This is a genomic window from Novosphingobium sp. (genome assembly GCF_036820275.1).
Classification (GTDB): Bacteria; Pseudomonadota; Alphaproteobacteria; order Sphingomonadales; family Sphingomonadaceae; genus Novosphingobium.
The window spans coordinates 1-23000 of the sequence record NZ_DAISLT010000063.1 but is presented as its reverse complement, the minus strand read 5'-3'; the positions used below and the strand labels follow the sequence as shown (position 1 = coordinate 23000).

Below are 23000 nucleotides of genomic sequence, written 5' to 3'. Positions count from 1 at the left end.
TCTCGAGGAGCATGTTGCCCGTCATGTCTTGGCGACCGCTGCTAAACCAGGTGGTTCGCTGCGGTGAGAGGCCCTCTAGGACCCGCTCACGATTCGGTCAAACACTAATTTCAAAAAAACGACATTTTCAGAAAAATGGCGGTTTTCCGTAGGTTCGGCCTTCTTCGGCCGAACGGCCCCGCTTTCCGGGCGGGGCCGTATCGTTCCGCTTCACCCCCGGAATCGCGCTTCCGAAAGATCGAGTTCGCGAGTCAGCTTGCGGATGGTCTCGCTGCCGGCACTGCGGCTCCGGATGAGTTCGCCAAGCGCCGCCCGCTCGGCCTTGAGACCGACGAGGCGGAAATCGCGGAACAGGCGCTCCTGCTCGCGAGCGGCATCGCGTTCGCCTTCGCTGAGACCTTCGATCCTCTCGCGGTAGAGGTCCATTACCCGACCGCCCGCCGCCGCATAGCGATCGGCATCGCCATGACTTTCGGCAAGACGGTGCTGGTGGCGTTCGATGGCCTTGATCGCCGCTTCTGCGGTAGCGACGCGGGCAGCGTCTTCCTCGGCCTGCTTGGAAGGCTCACCCGGCATCGTGAGATTCTTGAGCAACACCGGCAAGGCAATGCTGGCGAGGAGCAGCGAGACGATGATGACGCCCGCAGCCAGGAAGATGGCCAGATCGCGCGCCGGGAACGGCGTCCCGTCATTGAGCACGAGCGGCAGGGTGAGCACACCCGCTAGGGTGATCGCGCCGCGCACACCGGCAAACGACATCGCCGCGACGAGCCGCCAGTTCGGCGTGGCAACCGCCGCCGCTACGTTATTGCCTCCGCTCGCCTGACGCTTGCGCAGGATCGTGAACTTGAGCGAGAGCCACACCCAGGCGAAGCGCAGGGCAGCAAGGCCGATGACGATGGCGACGACATAGAGCGCCAGCCAGCCGGGCTGGGTATGGCCGGTGACGGCCACGGTCCGCTTCGCCCCGGCAAGGATTGCGGGAAGCTGCTCGCCCAGCAGCACGAAGATGATGCCGTTGAGCGTGAACTGGATCGTGTCCCACACCGAGTTGCGACGCATGCGGGTGACGGCCATCGCCTCGCGCGAGATTTCGGCGAAGGTCATGGTCACGCCTGCGCTGACCGCGGCGAGGATGCCCGAGGCATGGAAGTGCTCGGCCAGCATGTAGGAGCCGAACGGGATCAGCAGGCTGACGAGGATCTGCGAACCGGTATCCTCGCCCCAGCGGCGCGTGACCCAGGCCTTGGCGCGCGAGACGACGATCGTCACCGCGACGCCGATGACAAGACCCGCTCCGGCCACCCAGAGGAAGTTGAGCGCGGCGCCCCCGGCGGAGAACGTGCCGGTCAGCGCCGCCGCCACGGCAAAGCGCAGGCAGACGAGGCCCGAGGCGTCGTTGAGCAGGGATTCGCCTTCGAGGATATGCATCATGCGCTTGGGGATCGGCACGCGGGCGGCGATGGCCGAAACCGCGATCGGGTCGGTCGGCGAAACGACGGCGGCCAGCGCGAAAGCCACGGCCAGCGGCATGGCCGGAATCATCCAGTGGATGAACAGGCCCATGCCGATCACGGTCGTCAGCACCAGCCCCAGGGCCAGTTCGACGACGGTGGAGACGTCCTTGAACAATTCGTCCTTGGGAATGCGCCATCCGTCGAGAAACAGCAGCGGCGGCAGGAAGAGCAGCAGGAACAGTTCGGGATCGAGCGATACGCTATAAGAAGTCGAGAGACCGATCACGCAGCCCAGCAGGATCTGCACGAGTGGTGTCGGCACCGACCAGGGGAGCATGCGCGATACCGCTCCGCTCACCACGACCGCCAGCAAAAGAAAAAGTACGACCGAAACTGACTCCAAACCTTGGCTCCTTCCATAATTCTCAGGCGAATTTCGCGGGGACCATGGCGGCTGAGGGCAAAGATTGCAAATCCTGCACCCGTATTTCCTGACCTGATCGGCCGCGGGCAACCGTTTGATACATTTTCTATCAGGCCCGCGTCGGGGCTTGCGCCGTTCGGGGGAGCAATGGAAGATGCACATAAGGCACGGCACCCGTGCCGTTCGGATGAAAGCGAGAAGTGACGAAGACCGCCTTGATCATCCGGCACGTTCCTTATGAAGGCGTCGCCGGCTACCGCATGCCGATCGAAGCGGCCGGATACGATGTCGACCGGATCGACGTGACCGATCCCGCCTTTTCCTCGCTCGACCTCTGCGAGCCGGACCTGCTCATCATGATGGGCGGCCCCATGGGCATCTACGAGCAGGACAAGCACCCTTGGATCGCCTGCCAGATGCGGCGTCTCGCCCGGCGCCTGGAGGCGGAACGACCGACGCTTGGCGTGTGCTTCGGCGCACAGATGATTGCGGCGGCGATGGGCGCCGAAGTCTATGCCGGACCGCACAAGGAAGTGGGTTTTCACAGCGTCTCGGTCCATGACCACGCCCTCGACGGGCCGCTGCGGCACATTGCGGGTGTGCCGGTGCTGCACTGGCACGGCGACACTTTCACCCAGCCTGCGAATGTCGAGCTTCTGGCGTCGAGCCACCTCTACGCGCACCAGGCCTTCCGTCGCGGCAGCAATATCCTGGCCTTGCAGTTCCATGCCGAAATGGGCCTCGATCCACGCTTCGATGCCTGGATCGAGCAATGGCCGGAATCGGTGGTCGAAGCGGGGGGCGACGAGGCATCCCTGCGCGCAGCCCACGACAGTCTGGGACCCGGCGCCGTGGCGGCGGGACAGGCGATGATTGCGGAGTGGCTTACCGGGCTGCGCTGAAGCGCTGCTCCTTCAGACTTTGGTGGCCTTCTTCTCCAGCAACATGCGCCGGACTTCCCGACCACGCGCTGCCGCACCGCTGTGTTCGAACAGGCCGAAAGGCGGATCGATCAGCCATGAGGTGAGAGTGAAGGCGGTCTCCGTGCCGGGACGGCGCAACTGCGCGCGTCGGCGCCACGCCTGGAAGGCCACTCTCCAGCCGCGGCGATCGCCGGCGATCCGCACCCCGAGCCATTCCGCCAGCGTATCGAGCTGCACCGCGAGCGCACGCCGGGCGCGGGCTTGCGGGAACAGCGCAGCCAGCGCCGCACCGTCGATCCCGCCTTCATCCCGGGCAATCGCCGCAAGATCGACGAGGTGGCGCAGGTCGATCCGGCCGCGCCAGTAGTCGCCTTCCTGCAACTGGTCATGCAGCACGAAGAGCGCGGCCAGCGCCGCCGGCGAGGGCATTGCCGCCCTCGCCTCGCCTATCGCGAAAGGACGGCAAGAGGCCGCCAGCCAGGCCGCGTCACGCCCGCGGCCCACCCGTTTCAGGCGGTAGTGGAGGTCGAGGCCGCCTGCATCGCGTTCCCGGCCGAGATTGACGCCCTGTCCGTCGTCATGCGTTGAGGAGAAACGGCCGTAGCCGATGCGCTCCAGCGCCGCGATCGCCTCCGCGCCCTCCTCTTCGCGAACCATCAGGTCGAGATCGGTGAGCAGGCGATCGGCGCAGTCCGGTCCGCGCCGGGCAAGCAGAGCGGCGCCCTTGAGCAGGATCGGCTTGATCCCCGCAGCATTGCAGGCGGCAACGGCCTCGGCAAGCTGAGCGTGCATCAGGCGGTTGCGGATGGCCGTACGCTCGGCAATGACCTGAAGCAGACCGGCGACTTCCGATGGGATTTCCGCCTCGGACGCCAGCGCGGCCGCCAGAGCCGGGGTCACGAGCGTCCGATTGGCCAGGCCGAGCACCGCTTCCCAGTCGATCGCAGGCGGGACATGGCCTTTCAGGCACTGGCACAAGTCCGAGAGTACCCCGGCCCCGCTAGGCAAGAAGAGCCTCGACGACAGGCAGCGCCTGCCCGGCTTCAGCATAATGGAGTGTGCAGGTGCGGGCGCCGTCGACCATGCGCGCCAGGGCGCGCATCTGGGCCGCCGTGCACCGCCCGCCGCGCACGAAGCCTTCCTCCAGCAGGCGGCCGAGGCAATCGACCGGGGATTGCGCGACCAGTTGCGCCCCTGCACCGTCCTCGCGGCGCAAGTCGACGATCGCGGCGATCCGCCGCCAGCCCGGCGCGGCAGGCGAGGGCAGCGGGGCATAGCGCAGCCACTGTCCGTCGGCGCGAAGGATCGGGGCAATATCCGCGAAGCCGGGAACGACTTCGGCGAGACGGTCCCAACTTCCGCGCTTGATCGTCAGCGGCAGCGGCAGGCCCATGGCCAGGCCGGTGCGGGGATCGAACAGGACGATATCGTCTCCGGCGAGACGAAGGGGGCCGGGCGAGACCGCGGCCAGCGTCGCCAGCGTGGATTTTCCCGCGCCCGGCGCACCGATCAGCAGGATCGTCGCATCGCCCCCGGCGTCCGGAAAGGTCAGCGAGGCGGCATGGAGAGCGATGTAGTCTGCCTGCTCCAGCGCGAGATCGACCACCATGCCGCGCAGCGCGGGCGCCGCGCCCTCGCGCGCCGCCAACGTACCGGCACGGTCGTCGAAAATGCCGACGAGGTCGTTGGCCCCGCCGAGTTCCGCTGCGATCACGCGGGCATCGAAAGCCTGCTGCTGCGGCAGATGGGCATAAGGCGCGGCGAGTTCGCGGCCCCACCTGCCCTCTGGAAAGGCGATCGCGATATCCCGTTCGCCCGCGCGCAGAACGACGCTGCGCCGTTCGGGGGACAGGGAAGCATCGGCAGAGGCTGAAATGACGCGCTGCGCGCTCCAGTCCACCAGCAGGGCATCGACCTGCTCGGCCGAGAGGCCGAGAGTGCCACCCAGCTCCCGGCGCAGATCGGCAAGGCCGATGCCGTCGGCGAGGAGCGCGACGAGCATACCGGCCGAGCCGTTCAGCGCGTTCAGGCGCTGGGTGGCCTCGACGAAAAGGACCGGGCGGTCATCGATGACCAGCGGGAGGACGCCGGAGGCGAGGTGCAGGATCGGCGCATCCGCATCCGATCTTCGGTCCGTGGAAGAATCCTCGGGCACTTCCCTATCCGGCAAATCCGTTCCGCATGCTCCCTCTCCAGATACAAAGCCGCCGTGCATCGCGGCTCCCTCCCCCGGTTCGCCTCAGCCCCCACGCGACGTCGATAAAGCCAATGACGGTCAGCGCCGATCGCGTCTGTCGCCGTCCCTCGGCTTTCCGCCGCCGTCGCCCTTGGGAAGGCTGGCCTCCGGGCTTACCGCGCCCGCATGGCTATCGCCGCCGCTCGGGACGCCGGTATCCTTGGGGCCCGACACGGCGCCGCCGCCATCCTTGACGCTGCCACCATCGCCGGTGGAACCGCCGCTGCCGGAACCACCGCCCGGCGTACCGCCCGAGCCGGTGCCGCCGCCCGAACCGCCGGAAGACCCACCTCCGCCACCGCCGCCGCCGCCCGACTTCGCAATCGCAGGCGAACTGAGCGACGTGGACAGGAGCATCGTCATCGCGGGCGGAACGAGAAGCGAATACTTCCCGCAGGCAGCCAGGAAAGATCGTCGGTCGTTGTGGCCAAGTTCGGCCAGCTGTTCTTCTGGAAGCTTCATGAGTTCGACTCCTCGCCAAGTCAGCCGAGGGTACATGACGCAGACTGGCCGGAAACCGGGAATGTGACAGTTTCTTGCACGGCTATCCCGATGCCACGACGGCCGGGATCAAATGGACCACGGCCCTACCCCCAATGCGCCGCTTACAGGCTACCTACGGTTTAGCGTGTGCGGTGCTTCAGCCCATGCGGGCTCCGCCTGAACTGAATCCCCACACACCCTAGAGCAGGGGACTGACGAGGCGTGCACCGTTCTCGACAAGGCGCCTTGCCCGCGATCGGGCGCGCCATTCCGCCAGCAGCAGTTCGTCGCTTCCAGCGATATAGCCCTGCTGGATTCGCGCCAGTTCGTCGATCGCCGGAGGATCCAGCAGCAGCAGGCTGACTTCCTCGTTGAGCTGGAAGGAGCGCACGTCGACATTGCTGGAGCCGACGATGCCGAGGCTGTCGTCGATCCGCACCGCCTTGGCGTGGAGCAGATAGCCGCGATAGCGGTGGATGCGCACGCCATGCGCGAGCAGTTCGTCGTAATAGGACGCCTGGGCAAGGTTCACGAGAAGCTGGTCGACCACTTCGGATACGATGACATGGACTTCCACCCCGCGCAGGACGGCGGTTATCAGTGCGCCGAGCAGCCCCTCGTCGGGAATGAAATAGGGCGTGACCAGCACGACTTCCCGCTCGGCGCGGGCGACCTGCCAGGTCAGCAGGGTCAGGAACCCTTCCAGCGGGTAGTTCGCGCCGCTGGGCAGCACTTGCAGGGTCGAGTTTCCGCCGGGCGGCGGCAGGGCGACGGCCGGTTCGAGCATCTCCTCGGTCTCCAGGAACCAGTCGGAGACGAAGATCGCCGACATCGCCGCGACCACCGGCCCCGTAACCCGCGCCACCAGTTCGCGATTGGTCACGCCGGGCCGGAAATCCTTGGCGACGATGTTGAGGGATCCGGCATAGCCGATCCGCCCGTCGATCAGGAACAGCTTGCGGTGGTTGCGCATATCGCGCCGGGTGCGCCCCCGGATCAGGCGGAACGGCAGCATTCGCCGCACCCGCACGCCCTGCCCGCGCAGCGCCTGCAAGGTGCCCTTGAGCCAGCGGTAGGAACCGACCGGATCGACCAGCACATGGCAGGGAACCCCGCGCTCCACCGCCCGGCCGAGCGCGGCGATCACCCGCTGCGCCGTGGCATCATCGGCAAAGATGTAGGACAGCAGGCGGACATGCTCCTGCGCCGCGTCGATGTCGGCGATCAGGCGCGCGATCACCGTGTCGTAATCATCGATCAGTTCGATGGCATTGCCCGATGCGGCGGGAAAATGACCGAGGCGCCCGGCCAGTTCGACGACTTCGCCCGCATTCTCCGGTGCCGCCGGAGCCTCGCCCGCGATGCGGCCTGCGACATCCCCGAAAAAGCCGCGCAGGCTCTCGAACCGCTCGACCCGCCATGCCGGAAAGCGCGGACTGCCGATCGCGGCGAATAGCAGCAGCCCCGGCACCGGCAGGAAGAAGATCAGCAGCAGCCAGCTTGCCGCCGCTGCGGGCGTGCGCCGCAAGGGCACCACGGCCAGCATCGTCAGGCGGATGGCCCACTCGGCGATGTAGAAGGCTTCGCCGAGTGGAGGCAGCGTCATCATGCGGGGATTGTTGGGCAATCCGCGCAGGATGGCAAGCCTTCGATCTCAGGCGGGATAGGCCGCCGTCAGGGCCTTCAGCCGCGAAAGGATGTCCTCGGGCATCGGGAAGTCGTCGCGATGGTAGTCCCGGTGGCCCTTGCCCGCCTGTTCCACCAGATCGTCGTGCATGCTGCCCATCAGCCCGTTGATGGCGCTGAGGAAGCGCGACATGCGATAGCCCTGCTCGTCGGGTTCGAGGGTGCGCAGGGTATCGTAGAACGAGACCTGCCGGCTCACGACCTTGCGAATACTATGGAAACGGTGGCCGGTCAGCGAGCCTGTCGAGAGCCAGCCCCGCAGGCGGCGGAACTCCGCCTTGCGATAGGCGAGGAAGCCCGCCGCATCGTCCAGCTTCACGCCTTCGACCTCACGCTGCACCAAGGTCCAGACCGGCCAGAACAACAGGACGCGCAGCATCACTGCATAGCCGAGCACCGCCGCGCGCCGACGGTTGCGAAAAGCGTCCTGCAAGTGTCCCATGACCGCCACGGTCGAGCGGAACAGCAGCGGCGCCTTGTGGCTGGTTCCATAGAGCACGAGAGCAAAGCGCAAGTGCTTGTAGGCGGCGCGGATATGCTTGTAGCGCCTGCGGGCGTCCTGCGGCAGGTCTCCGGTCAGGAGCAGGGTGCCGACCAGCTCGCGCATGGCGGCCCGGCTCGCCCGGTCCCGCCAGAACTGGCGGCAGAGGTCGAGGCAGTGCTGCATGGCTTCGCGCGTGCAGTCCACCGGGATCGGATCGGGCAGGCTGACCACCGGATCGACCACATCGTCCATCTCGATCGCCTCGAACAGGGCGCCGAGCGTTTCCTGCGAATAAGTCATGCGGGGACCTCCTCAGCCATGATGTGTGAGAGGGTGCCCCGCGCCCGGTAAGCCCAGAGCGTCGGCATGAACATGAAGAGCGCCTTGAGGCAGACCCCCGCGACATAGGCCAGGCCCGCGCCGGTAATGCCGAAGAAGTGGATCAGCACGAAGAGCAGCACGGCATAGCCCGCTGCCGCCGTGCCCTCGGCCACCAGCGCCGAGCGTTGGCGCCCTGCCATGTAGAGCAGGGATTCGAGCGGGAAGCTGGCCATCGTCACGATCAGCGAAGCGGTCATGAGCTGGAGCAGGTCATAGGCCTCGACATAGCGCTTGCCGAAGACGAGGCCGATCACCGGCTCGCCGCCGAGGATCACCGCCAACAGGATCACAAAGCCGATGCCACCGGAAATCAGTGCGCTGCGGATCGCCAGCTGCCAGGGATGGCGGGTCGTGGGATCGAGACGCATGATCTCGGGATAGAAGCTGCGCGACATCAGATCGGCGGGCTTGCTGGCGGAATCGAAGAAGGTCGCGGCGATCTTGAACAGGCCCGCGCTCGTCGGCCCGAGCAGGGCACCGACGATCAGGTTGCTCACCGGCCCCCAGGCCGCCCAGATCGAGTGGGCGAAATTGGTGGTCCAGACGAAGTCCCAGGCGCCCGAAAGCCGCCGTCCGGGGCCGAACAGGCCGGGGCGCAGCGCCCCCCGGATGCCGCGGCGGCGCAGTTCCTGCACCGACATGAACCAGAGGCACAAGTCGCCGAGCAGGTCCGCGAGATACCAGGTCATCACGAAACCGGCGAAGCCGAACCCGCCGAAATAGGAGATCACGCCGCCGAGCGCGCGCAGCGCCGGCGTGACCATCTGCTGCACGGCGATCTGGTCGAAGCGGTCGAGCACACGCAGGATGCCGGTGGGAGTCGCCGCCGTCATCGTCGGGATCAGCGTGCAATAGAGCATGGCAAGCCGCACGTCCTCGGCCGGAATACCGAACCATTCGGCCAGGAACGGCAACAGCACGAGCCCGCCCGCGAGGCCGATGAGGCCGCTGGCAAGGTCGAGGCCGAAAGCGAAGCCGGTGACGTCGCGGAACTCGTCCACATCGCCGCGCCCCAGAGCGGGCGTGCCGTAGCGGACGATGAACTGCCAGGTCTGGAACTTGACCAGCGCCCCCACGCCGTTGGCATAGCTATGGATGATGACGAGCGTGCCGAACAGCGCCGGTGTCAAACCGCGCCCGGCGCAGGCCAGCGCGATAAGGCCCAGCAATGCACCCACCAGCTTGCTCGATCCGAGATAGGAAGCATTGCGCACGATCGTGCGGAACACCCCGTCGGAAAACCAGTGCTTCATGGAAACGGATTTCATCACGCCGCCTTCCGGCTCATGGCGCTGCCCGCCGTCTCGATCTGCGACAGGCGCAAATCGATCGCGGCCTTGGCCTGCGCCAGCACTTCGGCCAGCGGCAGTTCGGCATCGATCTCGACGATCGGCGCGCCTTCGAACGTCAGGCGCGGCACGTCGGCCACCTTGCGGGCGAGCGAGGAGGCGCGGTGATCCGGCTTGCGGGCCAGCGCGACCTCCAGCGAAACGTTGAGCCGCAGCACGAGATCGGGCCGGTTTGCCACCATGGCGGCATATCGGCGCCGCTCCGAGCGGGCCAGCCAGCCGACCAGCCCGCCGCCCTTGGCCCCGGCAAGTCCCAGGCCGTCCATCGGTCCCGGCACTCCGAGCTGCGGGAAGCGGTCACCGATGATCGCGTTACCGGCCTTGCGCAGCTTCATCATGCGGGCGAACCGGCGCACGCGGCGCATCGAGAACAGATAGATCACCAGCGCCGCGCCAAGGCCCGGCCCCTTATCCGTCTGGGCCTTCTGCGCCTTGGCATGGATCGACTTGTCGAGCTTGCCGCCCAGCAGCGGCAGCCGCGCAATGCGGCGGCCGATGTTGCCGGACTGCTTGCCGAGATGACAGATCTGCGTGGGCTGGCGCTCGTTCATCCAGAGACGCAGAGCCTCGGTGACGGTCGACTTGCCGGAACCGTCGCAACCGACGACGGCGATGAGAGGGGGAAGCGCGTTGGGGGACATCTGAAAACCTGAAAATTCGCCTGAGAATTCGATCGAACGGCCGCTCAGGCCTCAAGACCATGGCGGCGCAGCACCGCAAGCACGCTTTCGAGCACTTCGCGATAGGGACGGGTGGCATCGACGTCGACGATCTGCGCGCCGCCGAAGCGCAAGGTCGGCACGACCGCCAGCTTCTTCTCCAGCATGTCGCGCTGGTGATCGGACTTGCGCGCCAGCGCCGTGTCGACATCGACATTGAGGCGGATCACCAGGGTCGGGCGATAGGCCGCCATCTCGGCGTAGAGCGCGCGTTCACGCGTCGCCAGCCGCTCGACGAGCGCCGACCCCTTGCGCAGCCACGACAGGCCGGGGCCGTCGAAACTGCCGGGCACTTCGGCCTGCGGATAGCGGTCGGTAATCACCTGCACACCCTGTCGGCGGAAGCCGAGCACCTTGCGGAAGCGCCGCCTGCGGGCCAGCGAGAAACCGAACATCGCCAGGGCCGTCGGCAGGCCGGGAAGGCGCTTTTCCTTGCCGGTGCTCTTGCCGTCATGCGCCTTCTTCGCCTTGCCGGTAAGGAACCGCTCCGCCAGCCGTCCGACCAGCGGGATTTCGCCGATCCGGCGTCCGAGGTCGCCGGTGCCGAGGCCGAGGTACATCGAACGGGTCGGGACGCGCCGGTCGAGCAGCGAGACGAGGTCGCTGGCGAGCGTGGACTTGCCGGAGCCGTCGCAGCCGATCAGCGCCACGCAAGGGGCAAGCGCAATGCCGGTTCCGGCCCGGGTTTCGGCCCGAGGTTCGGCGCGTGCGCCGGTGCGAAGCCGGCCCTGGGAGTCCGGCGCGAAAAAGGAGGCGCCGGAAGGTTGCGAAACGATCCCGGAAGCGAGATCGCGCGGAGACTGGTGTATCGTCATTTTCTATTGGCCGTGATGGCTCCGCCCGCCGCATCGCGCGGCAGGGAACGGAGGGTTCCTGCAAATCGAGTCGCCTGAATTCAGGTCGATCCACAGGCCCTAGTCCCCGAAGCTGATGCGAAGCTGATGGGGAGAAAAAGATGCCGCAGGCGTTTGACGCCCCTCGAAAGCTGGCATAGCGAAGGGGCCTTCCAAGGTGCTTTTCCGGCGCCGTCCACTCTCCATGGGAGCCTGTCTTGCCCCGTCTGCTGGTTGCGGAAGACGATGCCGCCCTCGGATCCGCGATGAAGCGCGCGCTGGAACTGGACGGTTATGTCGTCGATCTCTTCGCGCGGGGCGACGACGTGCTCGAAGCGGCCAGCGTGAACGATTACGACGTAATCCTGCTCGACCTCGGCATGCCGCGCATGGGCGGGCTGGAGGTGCTGCGCCAGCTTCGCGCAGACGGCAATGCCACGCCGGTCATCATCGTCACCGCTTTCGACCGCACCCGCCAGCGCGTCGCCGGTCTCGATGCCGGTGCGGACGACTACGTGGTGAAGCCGGTGGACCTGGAGGAACTGGCCGCGCGCATCCGCTCGCAACTGCGCCGCAAGGACGGCCGCCCGGCCGACAGCATGAGCGTGGGCGAGGTGACGCTGGACGTCTCCGGCCATGTCGCCACGCTGGGCGGCGATCCGGTAGCGCTGACCGCCAAGGAATTCCGCGTGCTCGCCCTGCTGATGCGGCGCGCCCGGCGCTTCGTCTCCAAGGCGGACCTCGAAGGCGAACTCTACGACCAGGACCACTGGGTGGAATCGAACACCGTGGAAGTCGCCATCTCCGCACTGCGCCGCAAGTTCGGGCGGGACTTCATCCGCACCGCGCGCGGCCTCGGCTACATGGTCGGCGGGCCGGATACGTGAGGCGGTCTTCGCTCTCGATCCGGCTTTACCGCCGGGTGCTGATTCTGCTGGCTCTGACCGGAATCGGCATGGGCGCGATCCTCTATGTCGTTGCCAACCGCGAGATCGGTCGCGCGTCCGACGCCCAGCTCGTGAATGCCTCGCGCCTGCTCTACATGATGATGCAGGACGACCTGACCGCCGGGGTGCTCGTGGCCCGAGGGGAGGGCCAGGCTATCGGCGAGGGAGACGACCCCTTGCTCTCCAGCCAGGAGCGCCAGGCTTTCCACGCCTCCTACGACTGGTGCATGTTCGCGGTGTTCTGGGACGGCAAGCCCGTCGCCCAGTCCGGCTGGGGGGCGCCCGTCGGCCTGGTGCCGCGCCAGCCGGGCCTCCACGACTTCAAGGCGGTGGGCGATCGCTGGCGCAGCTACGGCCTGCCCGGTCGCGACCCGCGGCTGCTCGTCGTCGTCGCCGAACGCGATGCCATGCGCGAATTCTCGATGGTTCCGGTCCTGCGCAAGCTGGCGCTGCCGCTGATCCTGCTGATCGCCGCCAGCATGGTCGTGCTCTGGTGGACCCTGCGCAAGAGCCTGTCCGAAGTCGAGCGACTGGCGACGACGCTGAACGCCCGCTCGCTGGCCGACCTGACGCCGCTGGCACGCGGCGACTGGTCGCGCGATCTCGGCCCGTTGATCGTTGCGCTCAACAAGCTCTTCGTCCGGCTCGACCAGGCCTACGAGCTGGAACAGGCCTTCACCGACGATGTCGCGCACGAATTGCGCACCCCGCTGGCGGCGATCCGCGCGCAGGCGCAGCTGCTGCGCAAGACCTCGCCCGCCCCGCAACAGGAGGAAGCCGGGCGCCTGCTCGCCGTGGTCGACCGCGCCGGATACCTCATCGACGGGATGCTCACCCTCGCCCGCCTCAATGCGACTTCGGTGTCGACCCGTTCGGTCGACGTCCATGCGCTGGTGGCGGACGTCGTGGCGGAGACGCTGCTCCGCCTGCCTCCCGATGCGATGGAATTCTCCGTCACGCCCGAACACATCGTGCGCTGGCGCTGCGACCCGTCCTCCTTGCAGATCGCCCTTTCGGCGGTGATCGGCAATGCCACGACCCATGCACGGGAGGGCGGACAGGTCGATATCGCCGTCGTGCGCAGTGCGGACCGCCTGACCATTACCGTGGGCGACCGGGGCTGCGGCGTGGCGGCGGCCGACCGCGACCGCCTGCTGCGCCGCTTCGAGCGGGGCACCGCGAACGGGGCCGGGAGCGGATTGGGCCTGTCCATCGCGGTCAAGGCCATGACCTTGGCGGGCGGCACGATCCGGCTGGAGGACCGCCAGGACGGCCCCGGCCTGCTGGTCGTGCTGAGCCTGCCCGCGGTTGCGGACTAGAGCATTTTCTAATCAGGTGGAATCACCTGATGACTCGGAAAATGCGGCAAACCAACCGCTCTAAAAGCCGCCGGTCAGGACACCCGCCGGACTTTGCCGGGCCTCGGCGGCGGCGCAGCCAGCGCTTCGACGACCTCATCCATCGGCGTATCCGGCTTCACCAGATGGACGATCCCCGGCGCGCTCCCCTGCACGAGGCAGACGGCATTCTTCGGGCAGATACCGAGACAAGACACCCCCACCACCTTGTAACGCCCGTTCCCGGAGCCACGATCCTCCTTGAACTGCGACTTCAGCGCCTTTTCCAGGCGCTGCTCGCCGTCCTTGCCGAAACCGCCGCCGACTTTCTTTCCGCACTTGCGGCAGACCATCAGGACATCGTCCCACTTGGCCGAAATCTCGCGGATAGGCTTGTCCTTACTGGACATTTTTCGAATTCCTCGCTTGTCACCCCCCTTATCTGGGAAAAGTCCGCAAGGACCGCGAGTGCGAAATTCCGTTTTCAGCGATCAACCGGGCCGATCGGTCCTGTCGAGGCTCTCCCGTGCCATGCGGGCGAGCACGGGAAAACTCTCGGCGCGGCTGGCCGCCTGCGCATTGGCGGCATTGCCGCGCAGCACCCGGCCCTTGATGCCGTGGAAGATCGCGGCGAGCCGGAACAAGTTGAAGGCGACGTAGAATTCGTAATCGGCAATGCCGTCCCGCCCCGTGCGCGCGCAATAGGCCGCCACGTAATCCTGCTCCGACGGGATACCCAGCGCCGCGAGATCGGCACCGGCAAGCCCCGGCACGATCTCCGGCGGCATCCGGTACATCAGCGTGTGGTAGGCGAAGTCGGCCAGCGGATGGCCCAATGTCGAGAGTTCCCAGTCCAGCACCGCCAGCACGCGCGGCTCGGTGGGGTGGAAGATCATGTTGTCGCAGCGGCAGTCGCCGTGGATCACCGAAGTCTCGTCCCCCGGCGGGATCAGCGCGGGCAGCGCCTCCACCAGAGCGTCCATGTCGGCATTGCGGCCCGCGAGTTCGTCGGCCTGATACTGCCTGGTCCAGCGGCCGATCTGGCGCGCGAAGTAGTTGCCCGGCTTGCCGTAATCGCCCAGCCCCGCCGCTTCCGGATCGATGGCGTGCAGCGCCGCCATCGTCGCGTTCATCGCATCGAAGTAGGCAGGCCGATCGTCGTGCGAGACTTGCGGGAAGGTCGCATCCCAGAAGATCCGCCCCTCGACCATGTCCATCACGTAGAACCACGTGCCGATCACGGAATCGTCGGTGCACAGGCCATGGATGCGCGCGACAGGAAAGCCCGCCGCGCCCAGCGCCGTCTGCACCCGCGCCTCCCGGTCCACCGCGTGGGCGCCGGGGAGCAGGTCTCCGGGCGGTTTGCGGCGCAGCACATAGCTGCGCGCGGGCGTGGAAAGGCGGTAGGTCGGGTTGGATTGCCCGCCTTTGAACTGCTCCACCATGAGCGGCCCGGCAAAGCCTTCGACATGCTCCGCCATCCAGCGCGCCAGCGCCGCCTCGTCGAAGCGATAGCCTTCGCGAACGGGCACGGTCCCCGCATTGTCGGCGGCGAGATCGACGGACATGGCCTTACGCGGCCTCCTCTGCTTGCGCCTGCTTCCATTCGCGCTTGATCTTCTTCGCGAGCGACCATTTGTGCACTTCGGTCGGCCCGTCATAGATGCGGAAGGCACGGATTTCGCGGAACACCTGCTCCACGATCGTGCGGTCCGTAACCCCGGTGCCGCCCATGACCTGCACGCAGTTGTCGGCGATCTTCATCAAGGCCTCGCTGACCGAGACTTTCGCCATCGAGCTTTCGACCGTGCCCAGCGATCCGGTGTCGAGCACGTCCGCGCACCAGTCGATCATCAAGCGGCACTGCCGGATCAGGATGCGGTTTTCGGCGAGCATGAAGCCGACGCCTTCGTGGTCGATCAGCGTCTTGCCGAAAGCCTCGCGGCGGCAGGCATAGTCCACGGCGATCTCGTGCGCGCGGATACAGGCGCCCAGCCAGCGCATGCAGTGCGAAAGCCGCGCGGGGCTGAGGCGGACTTGCGCATACTTGAACCCCTCGCCCGGCTTGCCGAGCATCTGGTCGGCAGGCACGCGAAGCGCGCGGATCGTCAGGGTTGCATGACTGCCCGGCATCGAGGTGTCGATGGTGTTCGGCACCTCGTCGATCACGATGGCGGGATCGGGCAGGTCCACCAGGAACATGCAGGCCCCGCCCTTGCTCCCCTCATCCACCGAAACGGCCATGACGATGCCGACCATCGCGCCCTTGGCACCGGTGATGAAGGTCTTGCGGCCGTCGATCACCCAGTGGTCGCCGTCGCGGCGGCAGGTGGTCTTCATCATCGAGGGGTCGGACCCGGCGCCGCCCCAGTCGGCCGGTTCGGTCATGAAGAAGGCGGATCGACCCTTCCCCTCCACCAGCGGTTGCAGGAACCGCGCTTTCAACTCGGGCGAGCCGACATGGCCGATCAGATACATGTTGCCCTCATCGGGCGCCATGGTGTTGCAGGCGAGCGGGCCGAGCGGCGAGAGACCCGAGCGAACCAGCACTTCGGCCGTCTCGCGCTGGGTCAGGTGGCTGCCGTCCGCGCGGATATGCGGGGTGAGCACGCCCGCCGCGCGCGCCTTTTCGCGCAGTTCCATGACCAGTTCGTCGGTCGGCGCGCCGTGATGATCGCGGCGCGGGTCCTGTTCGTAAGGCACGACGACTTCGCGCACGAAGGCCTCCACGCGGTCGGCCAAGGCCACTGCCTGGGCGGAGAGCGCGCTCATTGCAGCACCCGCACCGGATCGCTGCCGTCCCAATCGCGCGCGGCAGCCTTCATCATCTCGAACAGACCTTCCGATCCGGCAATCGGCTGGAGATATTCGATCACGAAGCCGGGGCCCTTGCCGGGATCGACGTAGATCACTTCGCCATCGTCTCCGACTTTGCCCTCCACGATCACTTCGGCGCCCGCCTCGGCGCAGGCGCGCCGTGCCTCGGCAATGTCCTCCACGAAGACGCAGACATGGTGCAGCCGATCGCGCACCGCGTATTCGCCGGTGTAGAGCGAGGGCGCCGTGCTCTCCGTGCGGATCAGCTCGATCTGGATATCGCCCCAATAGCCGATCGCCATGGAGAACGTCGCGTCGGTGGGCTGGCCCTTGTACTTCATCTCGCCCAGCCGCACGTCATTCAGCACGAAGAACGGGCCGACGCCCACGGTCTCGATCCAGTAAGTGAGCGCTGCGTCGAAATCGGTGGGGAAGTAGGCAAGCTGGATCACGTCCCCCAACGCTTTGAGCGATCCCGGTTTGGCCGGACTTGTCATGGCTTTTCCTTGTTCAAGCGAAGAGGCCCTGCGGCTCCTCGATCAATGTCTTCAGCGTCTGGAGGAACTGCGCGCCGGCAGCCCCGTCGATGGCGCGGTGATCTACCGAGAGGGTCAAGGCGATCCGCGTCTCGAACGCGACGCCGCCGCCCGCCGTCTCCACCGGCTGGCGCTGGGCCGCGCCCACGGCCAGGATCGCACCCTGCGGCGGGTTGATGATCGCATCGAAGTTCTCGATCCCGAACATGCCCAGGTTGGAAACGGAGAAGGTGCCCCCCTCCATGTCCTCCATGCCCAGACCGCGACCTTGCGCCTTGTCGATCAGGCGACGGGTCTCGGCCGCCAACTGGTCGATCCGCATAAGGTCGGCCTGCCGCACGACCGGGGTGACAAGGCCCTTGGGTCCCGCCACCGCAATCGAGACGTCGGCATGGGGGAAGCGGTAGATATCGGTCCCGTGGACCTGCACGTTGACCTCCGGATGGCGGACCAGCGCCGTGGCGCAGGCCTTGACCACCCAGTCGTTCACCGAGGCCTTGCAGCCGAGCACCAGATTGGCGCTCTTGCGCAAGTCCAGCAGGGCATCGGCCCGGGCCGACAGGCGCAAGTAGAAGTGCGGGATGTCCTGCTTGGCCTGCGTCAACCGCTGGGCAACGACCTTGCGAATGCGGTCGAAGGGAACGACCTCCGGCCGGTTCTCGCCCGCGACGAAGGCAGGCGCGGTCAGCGAGCCGGAGCTTGCCGGAGCAGGCACCAGTGCCAGAACGTCCGCCTTGGAAATGCGGCCGCGCGGCCCGGTTCCGACGACGCCGACCAGCGAGATCCCGTGCTGACCCGCAATCCGGCGGGCCAGCGGAGAGGCGAAGACCTTCCGGTCATCCTCGGGGAGCGCCAATGTCCCTTTCAGTGCCGGTCGGGCCGGGCCGCGCATGGCCTTGACCACGTCCTGATGGGTGATCCTGCCCTGACGGCCGGAGCCTTCGATATCCGCGATATCGACGCCTTCCTCCTCGGCCAGACGCAGCGCCCCCGGGCTGATCGGGCGGTTGGTCTCGATCGGCACACGCACCCGTTCCGGCGCACCGACAGCAGCGCCCACCGGCTCGGGAACGGCGGCCTTGGCTTTCGAGGCGCCTTGCGCCACGCCGCCCTCGGCAGGCGTGAAAGCGGCGATGAACGCCTCTATCTCGTCATCCGAATGCTCGCCCTCGTCGAACACGGCCAGCAGCGCGCCCACCGGCTCCGCCTCGCTGCCCCCGGAGACCAGGATGCGACGCAAGGTCGCGTCGTATTCGGCCTCCACCTCGTTGGTGATCTTGGCGGTCTCGATCAGGCACAGCGTCTGGCCGCGCGTGAACGCATCGCCTTCCTTGACCATCCATTCCGCGATGGTCCCTTCCGTCATCTCGATGCCCCACTTGGGCATCGTGAAAGCGCGGATTCTGCTCATGACAGCGCCCCCCTCACCGGTATGCCAGCGTCTTGCGGACGGCGGCGGCCACTTTCGCGGGGCTCGGCAGATAGGCGCCTTCCAGCTCGCGGGCGAAAGGCACCGGCGTGTGCGGCGCGGTGACCATCTCGATCGGGGCCTTCAGGCTGGCGAAGGCCTTGCTCGCCACCAGCGCGGCGATGTCGGTGGCCAGGCTGCACCGCGGCGGCGCCTCGTCCACGATCACCAGCCGCCCGGTCGCCTCCACGGAATCAAGGATCGCTTCCTCGTCGAGCGGGGACGTGGTGCGCAAGTCGATCACGTCGCAGCCGACGCCGTCCTGCGCCAGATCGTCGGCCGCCGTCTCGGCATAGCCCACCATCATGCCGGAGGCGACGACGGTGACGTCCTCCCCCGCCCGCGCCAGCCGCGCATGGCCAAAGGGGATGACGAAATCCGGATCGTCGGGCACTTCGCCGGTCATCGCATAGAGGAACTTGTGCTCCAGGAAGACCACCGGATCGTCGTCGCGGATCGCCTGCCGCAGCAGGCCGCAAGCATCGGCCGGGGTCGCAGGCATGACGACCTTGAGACCGGGCATGGAAGTCACGAACTGGCTGATCATCTGGCTGTGCTGCGCGGCAGCGTTATAGCCCGCGCCGCAGGGCATGCGGATCACCGCCGGGCAGACCGACTTGCCACCGAACATGTAGCGGAACTTGGCGATCTGGTTCCACAGCTGGTCCATGCAGACGCCGATGAAGTCCGCAAACATGATCTCCGCCACCGGCCGCTTGCCAGCCAAAGCGAGACCGCCCGCCGCGCCCATGATCGCGCTTTCGCTGATCGGGGTGTCGATCACCCGGTCCGGCCCGAAGGCATCGTAGAACCCGGTGGAGGTGGACCAGATCCCGCCGATCGCTTCCGGCCCGCCTGCGGTGCCCATGCCGCCCACAACATCCTCGCCCAGCACGACCACGCGCGGATCGCGCTGCATTTCCTGGAATATCGTGCCGCGAATGGCGTCGCGATACATCATCTTCGTCATGTGCTTCGCTCCGCCGTCAGTAGCTGATGTAGACGTTTTCGAGGACGTTTTCGGCCGTCGGTCGCGCCGCCGCGCGCGACGCCGTGACGGCGTCCTCGATGGCCTGAAGCGCATCCGCGTCCACCGCGTCGATATCCCCGTCGGTCAGCAGTTTCGCGCCGGTCACCTTCTCGCGGAACTTGCGCAGGCAGTCGCGGGTGGCGCGGATACGGTCCAGCTCTCCTTCACCGCGATAGCGCTGCGGATCGCCTTCGAAATGGCCGAAGAAGCGTTCGGTATCGAACTCCACCGCCGCCGGGCCATTGCCGGGCGTCCGCACGAATTCCAGCACTTCGCCGAAGGTGTCGAACACAGAAAAGAAGTCCGTTCCGTCCGCGCGCCAGACTTTCATGCCGAAAGCTTCGGCGCGGCTGGCGATGTCCTGCGCGGTGCCCACGGCATAGGCATCGCCGGTATGTTCGGAATAGTGATTGTTCTCGAAGACAAAGATCGCCGGCGCCTTGGTGACGACGGCCAGGTTCATCGCCTCGAACGTAGTGCCCTGGTTGCAGGCACCGTCGCCCGAGAAGGCTATGGAGACGGCCAGCTTGCCGTTCTCGTCCGGTCCGTCGATCTTGTTCGAAAGCGCCGCGCCCACCGCGATCGGCGCGCCCGCGCCGACGATGCCGTTGGCGCCCAGCATCCCCTTGTCGATATCGGCAATGTGCATGGATCCGCCCTTGCCGTTGCAGAGACCTTCCTGACTGCCCCAGATCTCCTTCATCATGCCGGTCACGTCGCAGCCCTTGGCCAGACAGTGGCCATGGCCGCGATGAGTGGAGACGATCTTGTCCCGCTCCGAAAGGTGCTCGCACACGCCCACCGCCACGGCCTCCTGACCGCAATAGAGATGCGTGAAGCCCGCGATCTCGCCGGTCTGGATTTCCTCGTGAAGGCGTTCCTCGAATTCGCGGATCAGCTTCATCTGCCGATAGGCGCGGGTCAGCGCCTCGCGGTTCAGTTGCATGCCGGCTTCCTCTCCCATTGTCGTCCGCATCGTTTTACGGTTCCTTTCAAAGGCCCAGGACGGACTTGGCGATGATGGTGCTCTGCACCTCGTTTGTCCCGCCGAAAATCGTCCAGGCCCGGCTGTTGAGATAGCGCGCGGCGGCGACTTGCGCGGCGCGCGAATGAACCGGCTCAGGCGCATTGTCGCCATAGAGCGGGCGTGAGGTTTCCAACTGCAGCCCGGCGATCCCGAACAGGTCCACCGCCAGCAGATCGATCTCCTGCCGCAAGTTGGACGCCAGCAACTTGGTGAGCGAGGTCTGCGGCCCCGGCTTGCGGCCCTTGGCGATCTCCGAGATGATCTTCAGCTCGATCATCTCCAGCGCTTCCACGCCGAGCCTTGCCTTGGCCATGCGGCGGCGCCAGTCGATGCTGTCGGCCAGAACCCCGCCGCGCCCGTCGCTTTCCGCTTTGGCGGCGGCCTCGATCTGAGCGAGGTCGTAGCCGAGCTTGGGCGCATGGCACGATCCGCCCCGCTCGTTTTCGAGCAGGAACTTGGCGATGGTCCAGCCCTCGCCCTCCGCACCGACGAGGTTCTCGACCGGTACCCGCACATCTTCGAGGAAGACCTGGTTCACCTCGTGATCGCCAGCCGTGGTCAGAATGGGGCGCACCGAAACCCCGGGGCTGGCCAGATCGATCAGCAGGAACGAGATGCCCGCCTGCTTCTTCACCTCCTGATCGGTGCGCACCAGCGTGAACATGCCGTTGGCGTGGTGGGCATGGGTGGTCCAGATCTTCGATCCGTTGACCACGTAATGGTCACCGTCTCGCGCCGCTCGCGTCTTCAGGCTAGCGAGGTCCGACCCGGCGCCCGGCTCGGAAAAGCCCTGGCACCAGTAATCCTCGCCCGAGAGGATGCGCGGCAGGTAGCGGGCCTTCTGCGCCCCGCTGCCGAACGTCCAGAGCACCGGGGCCAGTAGCTTGAGGCCCAGCACGGTGAGGTTCGGCGCACCGGCTGCGGCGCATTCCTTTTCGAAGAGGTAGCGCTGGAGCGGTGTCCAGCCGGTGCCGCCATGCTCCACTGGCCACTGATAACCCAGCCACCCCTTGGCATCGAGCACCGCGTTCCACGCCTGCCCGATATCCGGCTCCACGAAGACCGAAGGCGTGGCCGCAGCACCAGCTTTCACCGCATCGGGCAGGTTCTCGCGCAGGAAGGCGCGCACATCTTCGCGGAAGGCGGCATCGGCAGGGGAGAGTTCAATATCCATGCGCTCTATCGTTCCAGAATCGTCACTGCGGATACGCCCGGCGCGCCATAGACGTGGCTGTACGCGGTCTTCGGCTGATGAGGCACCTGACGGCCGCCACCGTCCCCGCGCAGTTGCACGACGTTTTCGTAGACCTGCCGCAGCCCGGAAGCGCCGATCGGCTCTCCGCAGGCGAGACAACCGCCATCGGTATTGACCGGCAGCGCGCCGCCGATCTCGGTCCGCCCTTCGGCCAGCCAGTGTTCCTGATCGCCGTCGGCGCAGAAGCCGTTCTCGGCCATGTGCATGATCTCCGCGCCTGCTTCGGTATCCTGAAGCTGGGCCACATCGATGTCGCCCGGTCCGATCCCGGCGAGGCGGAAGGCGTCGGCGGACGCGATGCGGGAGGCGGTGCCGCGCGGCACGCTATCATCCGCCACCACGTCCACGCTGGGCGCGAAGACCTCGAAACTGTGCGGCGGGCGGGTACGCATGGTCGCGGCCTTGAGGCGGATCAGCGGCTTGCCGAGTTCACGCGCCCGCTTCTCGCTGGCAAGGACGAGCGCCACGCCGCCCTCGGCGGGCGAGCAGAACATGTATTTGGTGTAGGGGTCGGAGACGAGTGGCGCCGCGAGGATCTCCTCGATCGGCACCGGCTGGCGGCGCCAGGCATGCGGCGCATGGGCGCCGTTGCGAAACGCCTTTTCGGAAACGCGCGCCAGCGTCTCGGTGGAGATGCCGAACATGTGCATGTAGCGCATGATCTTCGCCGCGAAGAACTGGGTGGTGACCATGTAACCCGCCTCCCCATACCAGTCGGGCAGGTTGTACTCGCTGGGCAGCGCATTGAAGGCGCCGCGCGGATGCTTGTCGAACCCGACCGCCAGGCCAAGGTCGAACTCGCCCGACTTGATTGCCATCTGCGCGGAAAACAGCGCCGATCCGCCCGCCGCACAGCCGTTACGCACGTTGATGAACTGCACGCCGGTCAGCCCCAGCCGGTCCACCATCGTGTCCGGGTTTCCAGCCGCGTCGGAACTGCCATAGGCGAACTGGACCTGCGGCCAGTCCACCCCGGCATCGGCCAGCGCCTGCCGGACGGCGAAAACACCCTGATCGAGGCCGGACAGACCGTCGGAGCGCCCGAAGGGATGGATGCCGATGCCGACGATGCAGACGTCGCTCATGCGCGTGCTCCTTCCATCGGGGCAAAGGCCGGAATGGCCAGCGGCTCGGCCGCCTCGGGATCGAGCGGCACCTGCACGAGGCGCACGGGCATGCCGATCTTCACCGCGTCGAACGCCACGTCCACCAGCCTCGCCTCCACGATCGCTTCGCCGGGCAGTTCCACATAGGCGACGATCCACGGCGCAAAGGCTTCCGGCCCTGCATAAGGCGGCGTCTTGGGGCGATAGCGCTGCACGGTGTAGGACCAGAGCCGCCCCTCGCGCGCTAGCGGCACCGGCTCGCAGGCGTCGCCGGGAGGGCAGGGAAACACCACGCGCCCCGTTGCCCGTTCGCGACCGCCCAGCAACCGGGGCGGCGTCTCGTCGGTGAACAGGCCTTCGGCAATGGCGCGCATCGTTCTCCCCATCTCTCGGCTTTCGAGTCCGTTGATGTGAATGGTTTAAGCGCGCCCGCCCCGCCTTTGTGACTCATCAAAACGCTAGGGTAGCCAATGTGCCAGTTCGTGCGACCCATGGCGGCGGG

The 23000-nt window shown here is 66.8% G+C and carries 22 protein-coding genes; 3 read left to right on the top strand and 19 right to left on the bottom strand.

Annotation, left to right across the window (positions count from 1 at the left end):
• Positions 1-210: 210 nt before the first annotated feature.
• A complete protein-coding gene (locus V7066_RS27390) occupies positions 211-1860 on the bottom strand; it encodes a Na+/H+ antiporter (protein WP_334186089.1) in 1650 nt (549 codons plus the stop codon).
• 221 nt (positions 1861-2081) lie between these two features.
• Here V7066_RS27390 and V7066_RS27385 point away from each other — a divergent pair, with 221 nt between their 5' ends.
• Entirely contained in the window at positions 2082-2783 is a 702-nt protein-coding gene (locus tag V7066_RS27385; RefSeq protein ID WP_334186088.1) for a glutamine amidotransferase, read from the top strand.
• A 12-nt stretch (positions 2784-2795) separates the two neighbouring features.
• Here the strand turns inward: V7066_RS27385 and V7066_RS27380 are convergent, their stop codons facing one another.
• From V7066_RS27380 to V7066_RS27345, 8 genes are all read right to left on the bottom strand, one after another.
• The gene (locus V7066_RS27380; protein ID WP_334186087.1) at positions 2796-3812 is read right to left on the bottom strand and encodes a nucleotidyltransferase family protein; all 1017 of its coding nucleotides are present in this window, start codon (positions 3810-3812) and stop codon (positions 2796-2798) included.
• On the bottom strand, positions 3805-4959 hold the full coding sequence (locus tag V7066_RS27375; protein WP_334186086.1) for a hypothetical protein: 1155 nt from the start codon (positions 4957-4959) through the stop codon (positions 3805-3807). Before V7066_RS27375 ends, V7066_RS27380 begins: the two co-directional genes overlap by 8 nt.
• 120 nt (positions 4960-5079) lie before the next feature.
• On the bottom strand, positions 5080-5502 hold the full coding sequence (locus V7066_RS27370; protein ID WP_334186085.1) for a hypothetical protein: 423 nt from the start codon (positions 5500-5502) through the stop codon (positions 5080-5082).
• 220 nt (positions 5503-5722) lie between these two features.
• Positions 5723-7132, bottom strand: a complete 1410-nt coding sequence (cls, locus tag V7066_RS27365) for a cardiolipin synthase (protein WP_334186084.1) — start codon at positions 7130-7132, stop codon at positions 5723-5725.
• Between the two features lie 45 nt (positions 7133-7177).
• Positions 7178-7993 carry a hypothetical protein gene (locus V7066_RS27360; RefSeq protein WP_334186083.1) on the bottom strand — a complete coding sequence of 272 codons (816 nt, stop codon included), beginning with the start codon at positions 7991-7993 and terminating at the stop codon, positions 7178-7180.
• On the bottom strand, positions 7990-9342 hold the full coding sequence (locus V7066_RS27355; protein ID WP_334186082.1) for a lipopolysaccharide biosynthesis protein: 1353 nt from the start codon (positions 9340-9342) through the stop codon (positions 7990-7992). The genes V7066_RS27360 and V7066_RS27355 overlap by 4 nt, the downstream gene beginning before the upstream one ends.
• The gene (locus V7066_RS27350; RefSeq protein WP_334186081.1) at positions 9342-10064 is read right to left on the bottom strand and encodes a nucleoside triphosphate hydrolase; all 723 of its coding nucleotides are present in this window, start codon (positions 10062-10064) and stop codon (positions 9342-9344) included. The genes V7066_RS27355 and V7066_RS27350 overlap by 1 nt, the downstream gene beginning before the upstream one ends.
• Positions 10065-10108: 44 nt before the next feature.
• Positions 10109-10957 carry a hypothetical protein gene (locus tag V7066_RS27345; RefSeq protein WP_334186080.1) on the bottom strand — a complete coding sequence of 283 codons (849 nt, stop codon included), beginning with the start codon at positions 10955-10957 and terminating at the stop codon, positions 10109-10111.
• Between the two features lie 236 nt (positions 10958-11193).
• On the opposite strand from V7066_RS27345, the gene V7066_RS27340 reads away from it, so the two are divergent.
• Positions 11194-11862, top strand: coding sequence for a response regulator transcription factor (locus V7066_RS27340; RefSeq protein WP_334186079.1), 669 nt, complete (start codon positions 11194-11196; stop codon positions 11860-11862).
• Positions 11859-13241 carry a sensor histidine kinase gene (locus tag V7066_RS27335; protein ID WP_334186078.1) on the top strand — a complete coding sequence of 461 codons (1383 nt, stop codon included), beginning with the start codon at positions 11859-11861 and terminating at the stop codon, positions 13239-13241. Before V7066_RS27340 ends, V7066_RS27335 begins: the two co-directional genes overlap by 4 nt.
• 74 nt (positions 13242-13315) lie before the next feature.
• Here the strand turns inward: V7066_RS27335 and V7066_RS27330 are convergent, their stop codons facing one another.
• The 10 genes from V7066_RS27330 to V7066_RS27285 all read right to left on the bottom strand — a co-directional run bounded on the left by V7066_RS27330 (position 13316) and on the right by V7066_RS27285 (position 22872).
• On the bottom strand, positions 13316-13669 hold the full coding sequence (locus V7066_RS27330; RefSeq protein WP_334186077.1) for a (2Fe-2S) ferredoxin domain-containing protein: 354 nt from the start codon (positions 13667-13669) through the stop codon (positions 13316-13318).
• An 81-nt stretch (positions 13670-13750) separates the two neighbouring features.
• Positions 13751-14827, bottom strand: a complete 1077-nt coding sequence (locus V7066_RS27325; RefSeq protein WP_334186076.1) for a phosphotransferase — start codon at positions 14825-14827, stop codon at positions 13751-13753.
• A gap of 4 nt (positions 14828-14831) precedes the next feature.
• Entirely contained in the window at positions 14832-16031 is a 1200-nt protein-coding gene (locus V7066_RS27320; protein WP_334186075.1) for an acyl-CoA dehydrogenase family protein, read from the bottom strand.
• On the bottom strand, positions 16028-16573 hold the full coding sequence (locus V7066_RS27315; protein WP_334186074.1) for a VOC family protein: 546 nt from the start codon (positions 16571-16573) through the stop codon (positions 16028-16030). Before V7066_RS27315 ends, V7066_RS27320 begins: the two co-directional genes overlap by 4 nt.
• A gap of 13 nt (positions 16574-16586) precedes the next feature.
• Positions 16587-18023, bottom strand: coding sequence for a 2-oxo acid dehydrogenase subunit E2 (locus tag V7066_RS27310; protein ID WP_334186073.1), 1437 nt, complete (start codon positions 18021-18023; stop codon positions 16587-16589).
• A 13-nt stretch (positions 18024-18036) separates the two neighbouring features.
• On the bottom strand, positions 18037-19050 hold the full coding sequence (locus tag V7066_RS27305; protein ID WP_334186072.1) for an alpha-ketoacid dehydrogenase subunit beta: 1014 nt from the start codon (positions 19048-19050) through the stop codon (positions 18037-18039).
• A 16-nt stretch (positions 19051-19066) separates the two neighbouring features.
• Positions 19067-20056 carry a thiamine pyrophosphate-dependent dehydrogenase E1 component subunit alpha gene (locus V7066_RS27300; RefSeq protein WP_334186090.1) on the bottom strand — a complete coding sequence of 330 codons (990 nt, stop codon included), beginning with the start codon at positions 20054-20056 and terminating at the stop codon, positions 19067-19069.
• A gap of 46 nt (positions 20057-20102) precedes the next feature.
• Positions 20103-21311 carry an acyl-CoA dehydrogenase family protein gene (locus tag V7066_RS27295; protein ID WP_334186071.1) on the bottom strand — a complete coding sequence of 403 codons (1209 nt, stop codon included), beginning with the start codon at positions 21309-21311 and terminating at the stop codon, positions 20103-20105.
• A gap of 5 nt (positions 21312-21316) precedes the next feature.
• Positions 21317-22477 (bottom strand): thiolase family protein, encoded by a 1161-nt coding sequence (locus tag V7066_RS27290; protein ID WP_334186070.1) that lies wholly within the window; start codon positions 22475-22477, stop codon positions 21317-21319.
• The gene (locus V7066_RS27285) at positions 22474-22872 is read right to left on the bottom strand and encodes a Zn-ribbon domain-containing OB-fold protein (protein ID WP_334186069.1); all 399 of its coding nucleotides are present in this window, start codon (positions 22870-22872) and stop codon (positions 22474-22476) included. The genes V7066_RS27290 and V7066_RS27285 overlap by 4 nt, the downstream gene beginning before the upstream one ends.
• Positions 22873-23000: the final 128 nt, after the last annotated feature.

Bases quoted from the DNA above. Each gene is read 5' to 3' on its own strand.
- V7066_RS27370 (WP_334186085.1), bottom strand. From the start codon at position 5,502: ATGAAGCTTCCAGAAGAACAGCTGGCCGAACTTGGCCACAACGACCGA.
- cls (WP_334186084.1), bottom strand. From the start codon at position 7,132: ATGATGACGCTGCCTCCACTCGGCGAAGCCTTCTACATCGCCGAGTGG.
- V7066_RS27360 (WP_334186083.1), bottom strand. From the start codon at position 7,993: ATGACTTATTCGCAGGAAACGCTCGGCGCCCTGTTCGAGGCGATCGAG.
- V7066_RS27355 (WP_334186082.1), bottom strand. From the start codon at position 9,342: ATGAAATCCGTTTCCATGAAGCACTGGTTTTCCGACGGGGTGTTCCGC.
- V7066_RS27350 (WP_334186081.1), bottom strand. From the start codon at position 10,064: ATGTCCCCCAACGCGCTTCCCCCTCTCATCGCCGTCGTCGGTTGCGAC.
- V7066_RS27345 (WP_334186080.1), bottom strand. From the start codon at position 10,957: ATGACGATACACCAGTCTCCGCGCGATCTCGCTTCCGGGATCGTTTCG.
- V7066_RS27330 (WP_334186077.1), bottom strand. From the start codon at position 13,669: ATGTCCAGTAAGGACAAGCCTATCCGCGAGATTTCGGCCAAGTGGGAC.
- V7066_RS27325 (WP_334186076.1), bottom strand. From the start codon at position 14,827: ATGTCCGTCGATCTCGCCGCCGACAATGCGGGGACCGTGCCCGTTCGC.
- V7066_RS27320 (WP_334186075.1), bottom strand. From the start codon at position 16,031: ATGAGCGCGCTCTCCGCCCAGGCAGTGGCCTTGGCCGACCGCGTGGAG.
- V7066_RS27315 (WP_334186074.1), bottom strand. From the start codon at position 16,573: ATGACAAGTCCGGCCAAACCGGGATCGCTCAAAGCGTTGGGGGACGTG.
- V7066_RS27310 (WP_334186073.1), bottom strand. From the start codon at position 18,023: ATGAGCAGAATCCGCGCTTTCACGATGCCCAAGTGGGGCATCGAGATG.
- V7066_RS27305 (WP_334186072.1), bottom strand. From the start codon at position 19,050: ATGACGAAGATGATGTATCGCGACGCCATTCGCGGCACGATATTCCAG.
- V7066_RS27300 (WP_334186090.1), bottom strand. From the start codon at position 20,056: ATGCAACTGAACCGCGAGGCGCTGACCCGCGCCTATCGGCAGATGAAG.
- V7066_RS27295 (WP_334186071.1), bottom strand. From the start codon at position 21,311: ATGGATATTGAACTCTCCCCTGCCGATGCCGCCTTCCGCGAAGATGTG.
- V7066_RS27290 (WP_334186070.1), bottom strand. From the start codon at position 22,477: ATGAGCGACGTCTGCATCGTCGGCATCGGCATCCATCCCTTCGGGCGC.
- V7066_RS27285 (WP_334186069.1), bottom strand. From the start codon at position 22,872: ATGCGCGCCATTGCCGAAGGCCTGTTCACCGACGAGACGCCGCCCCGG.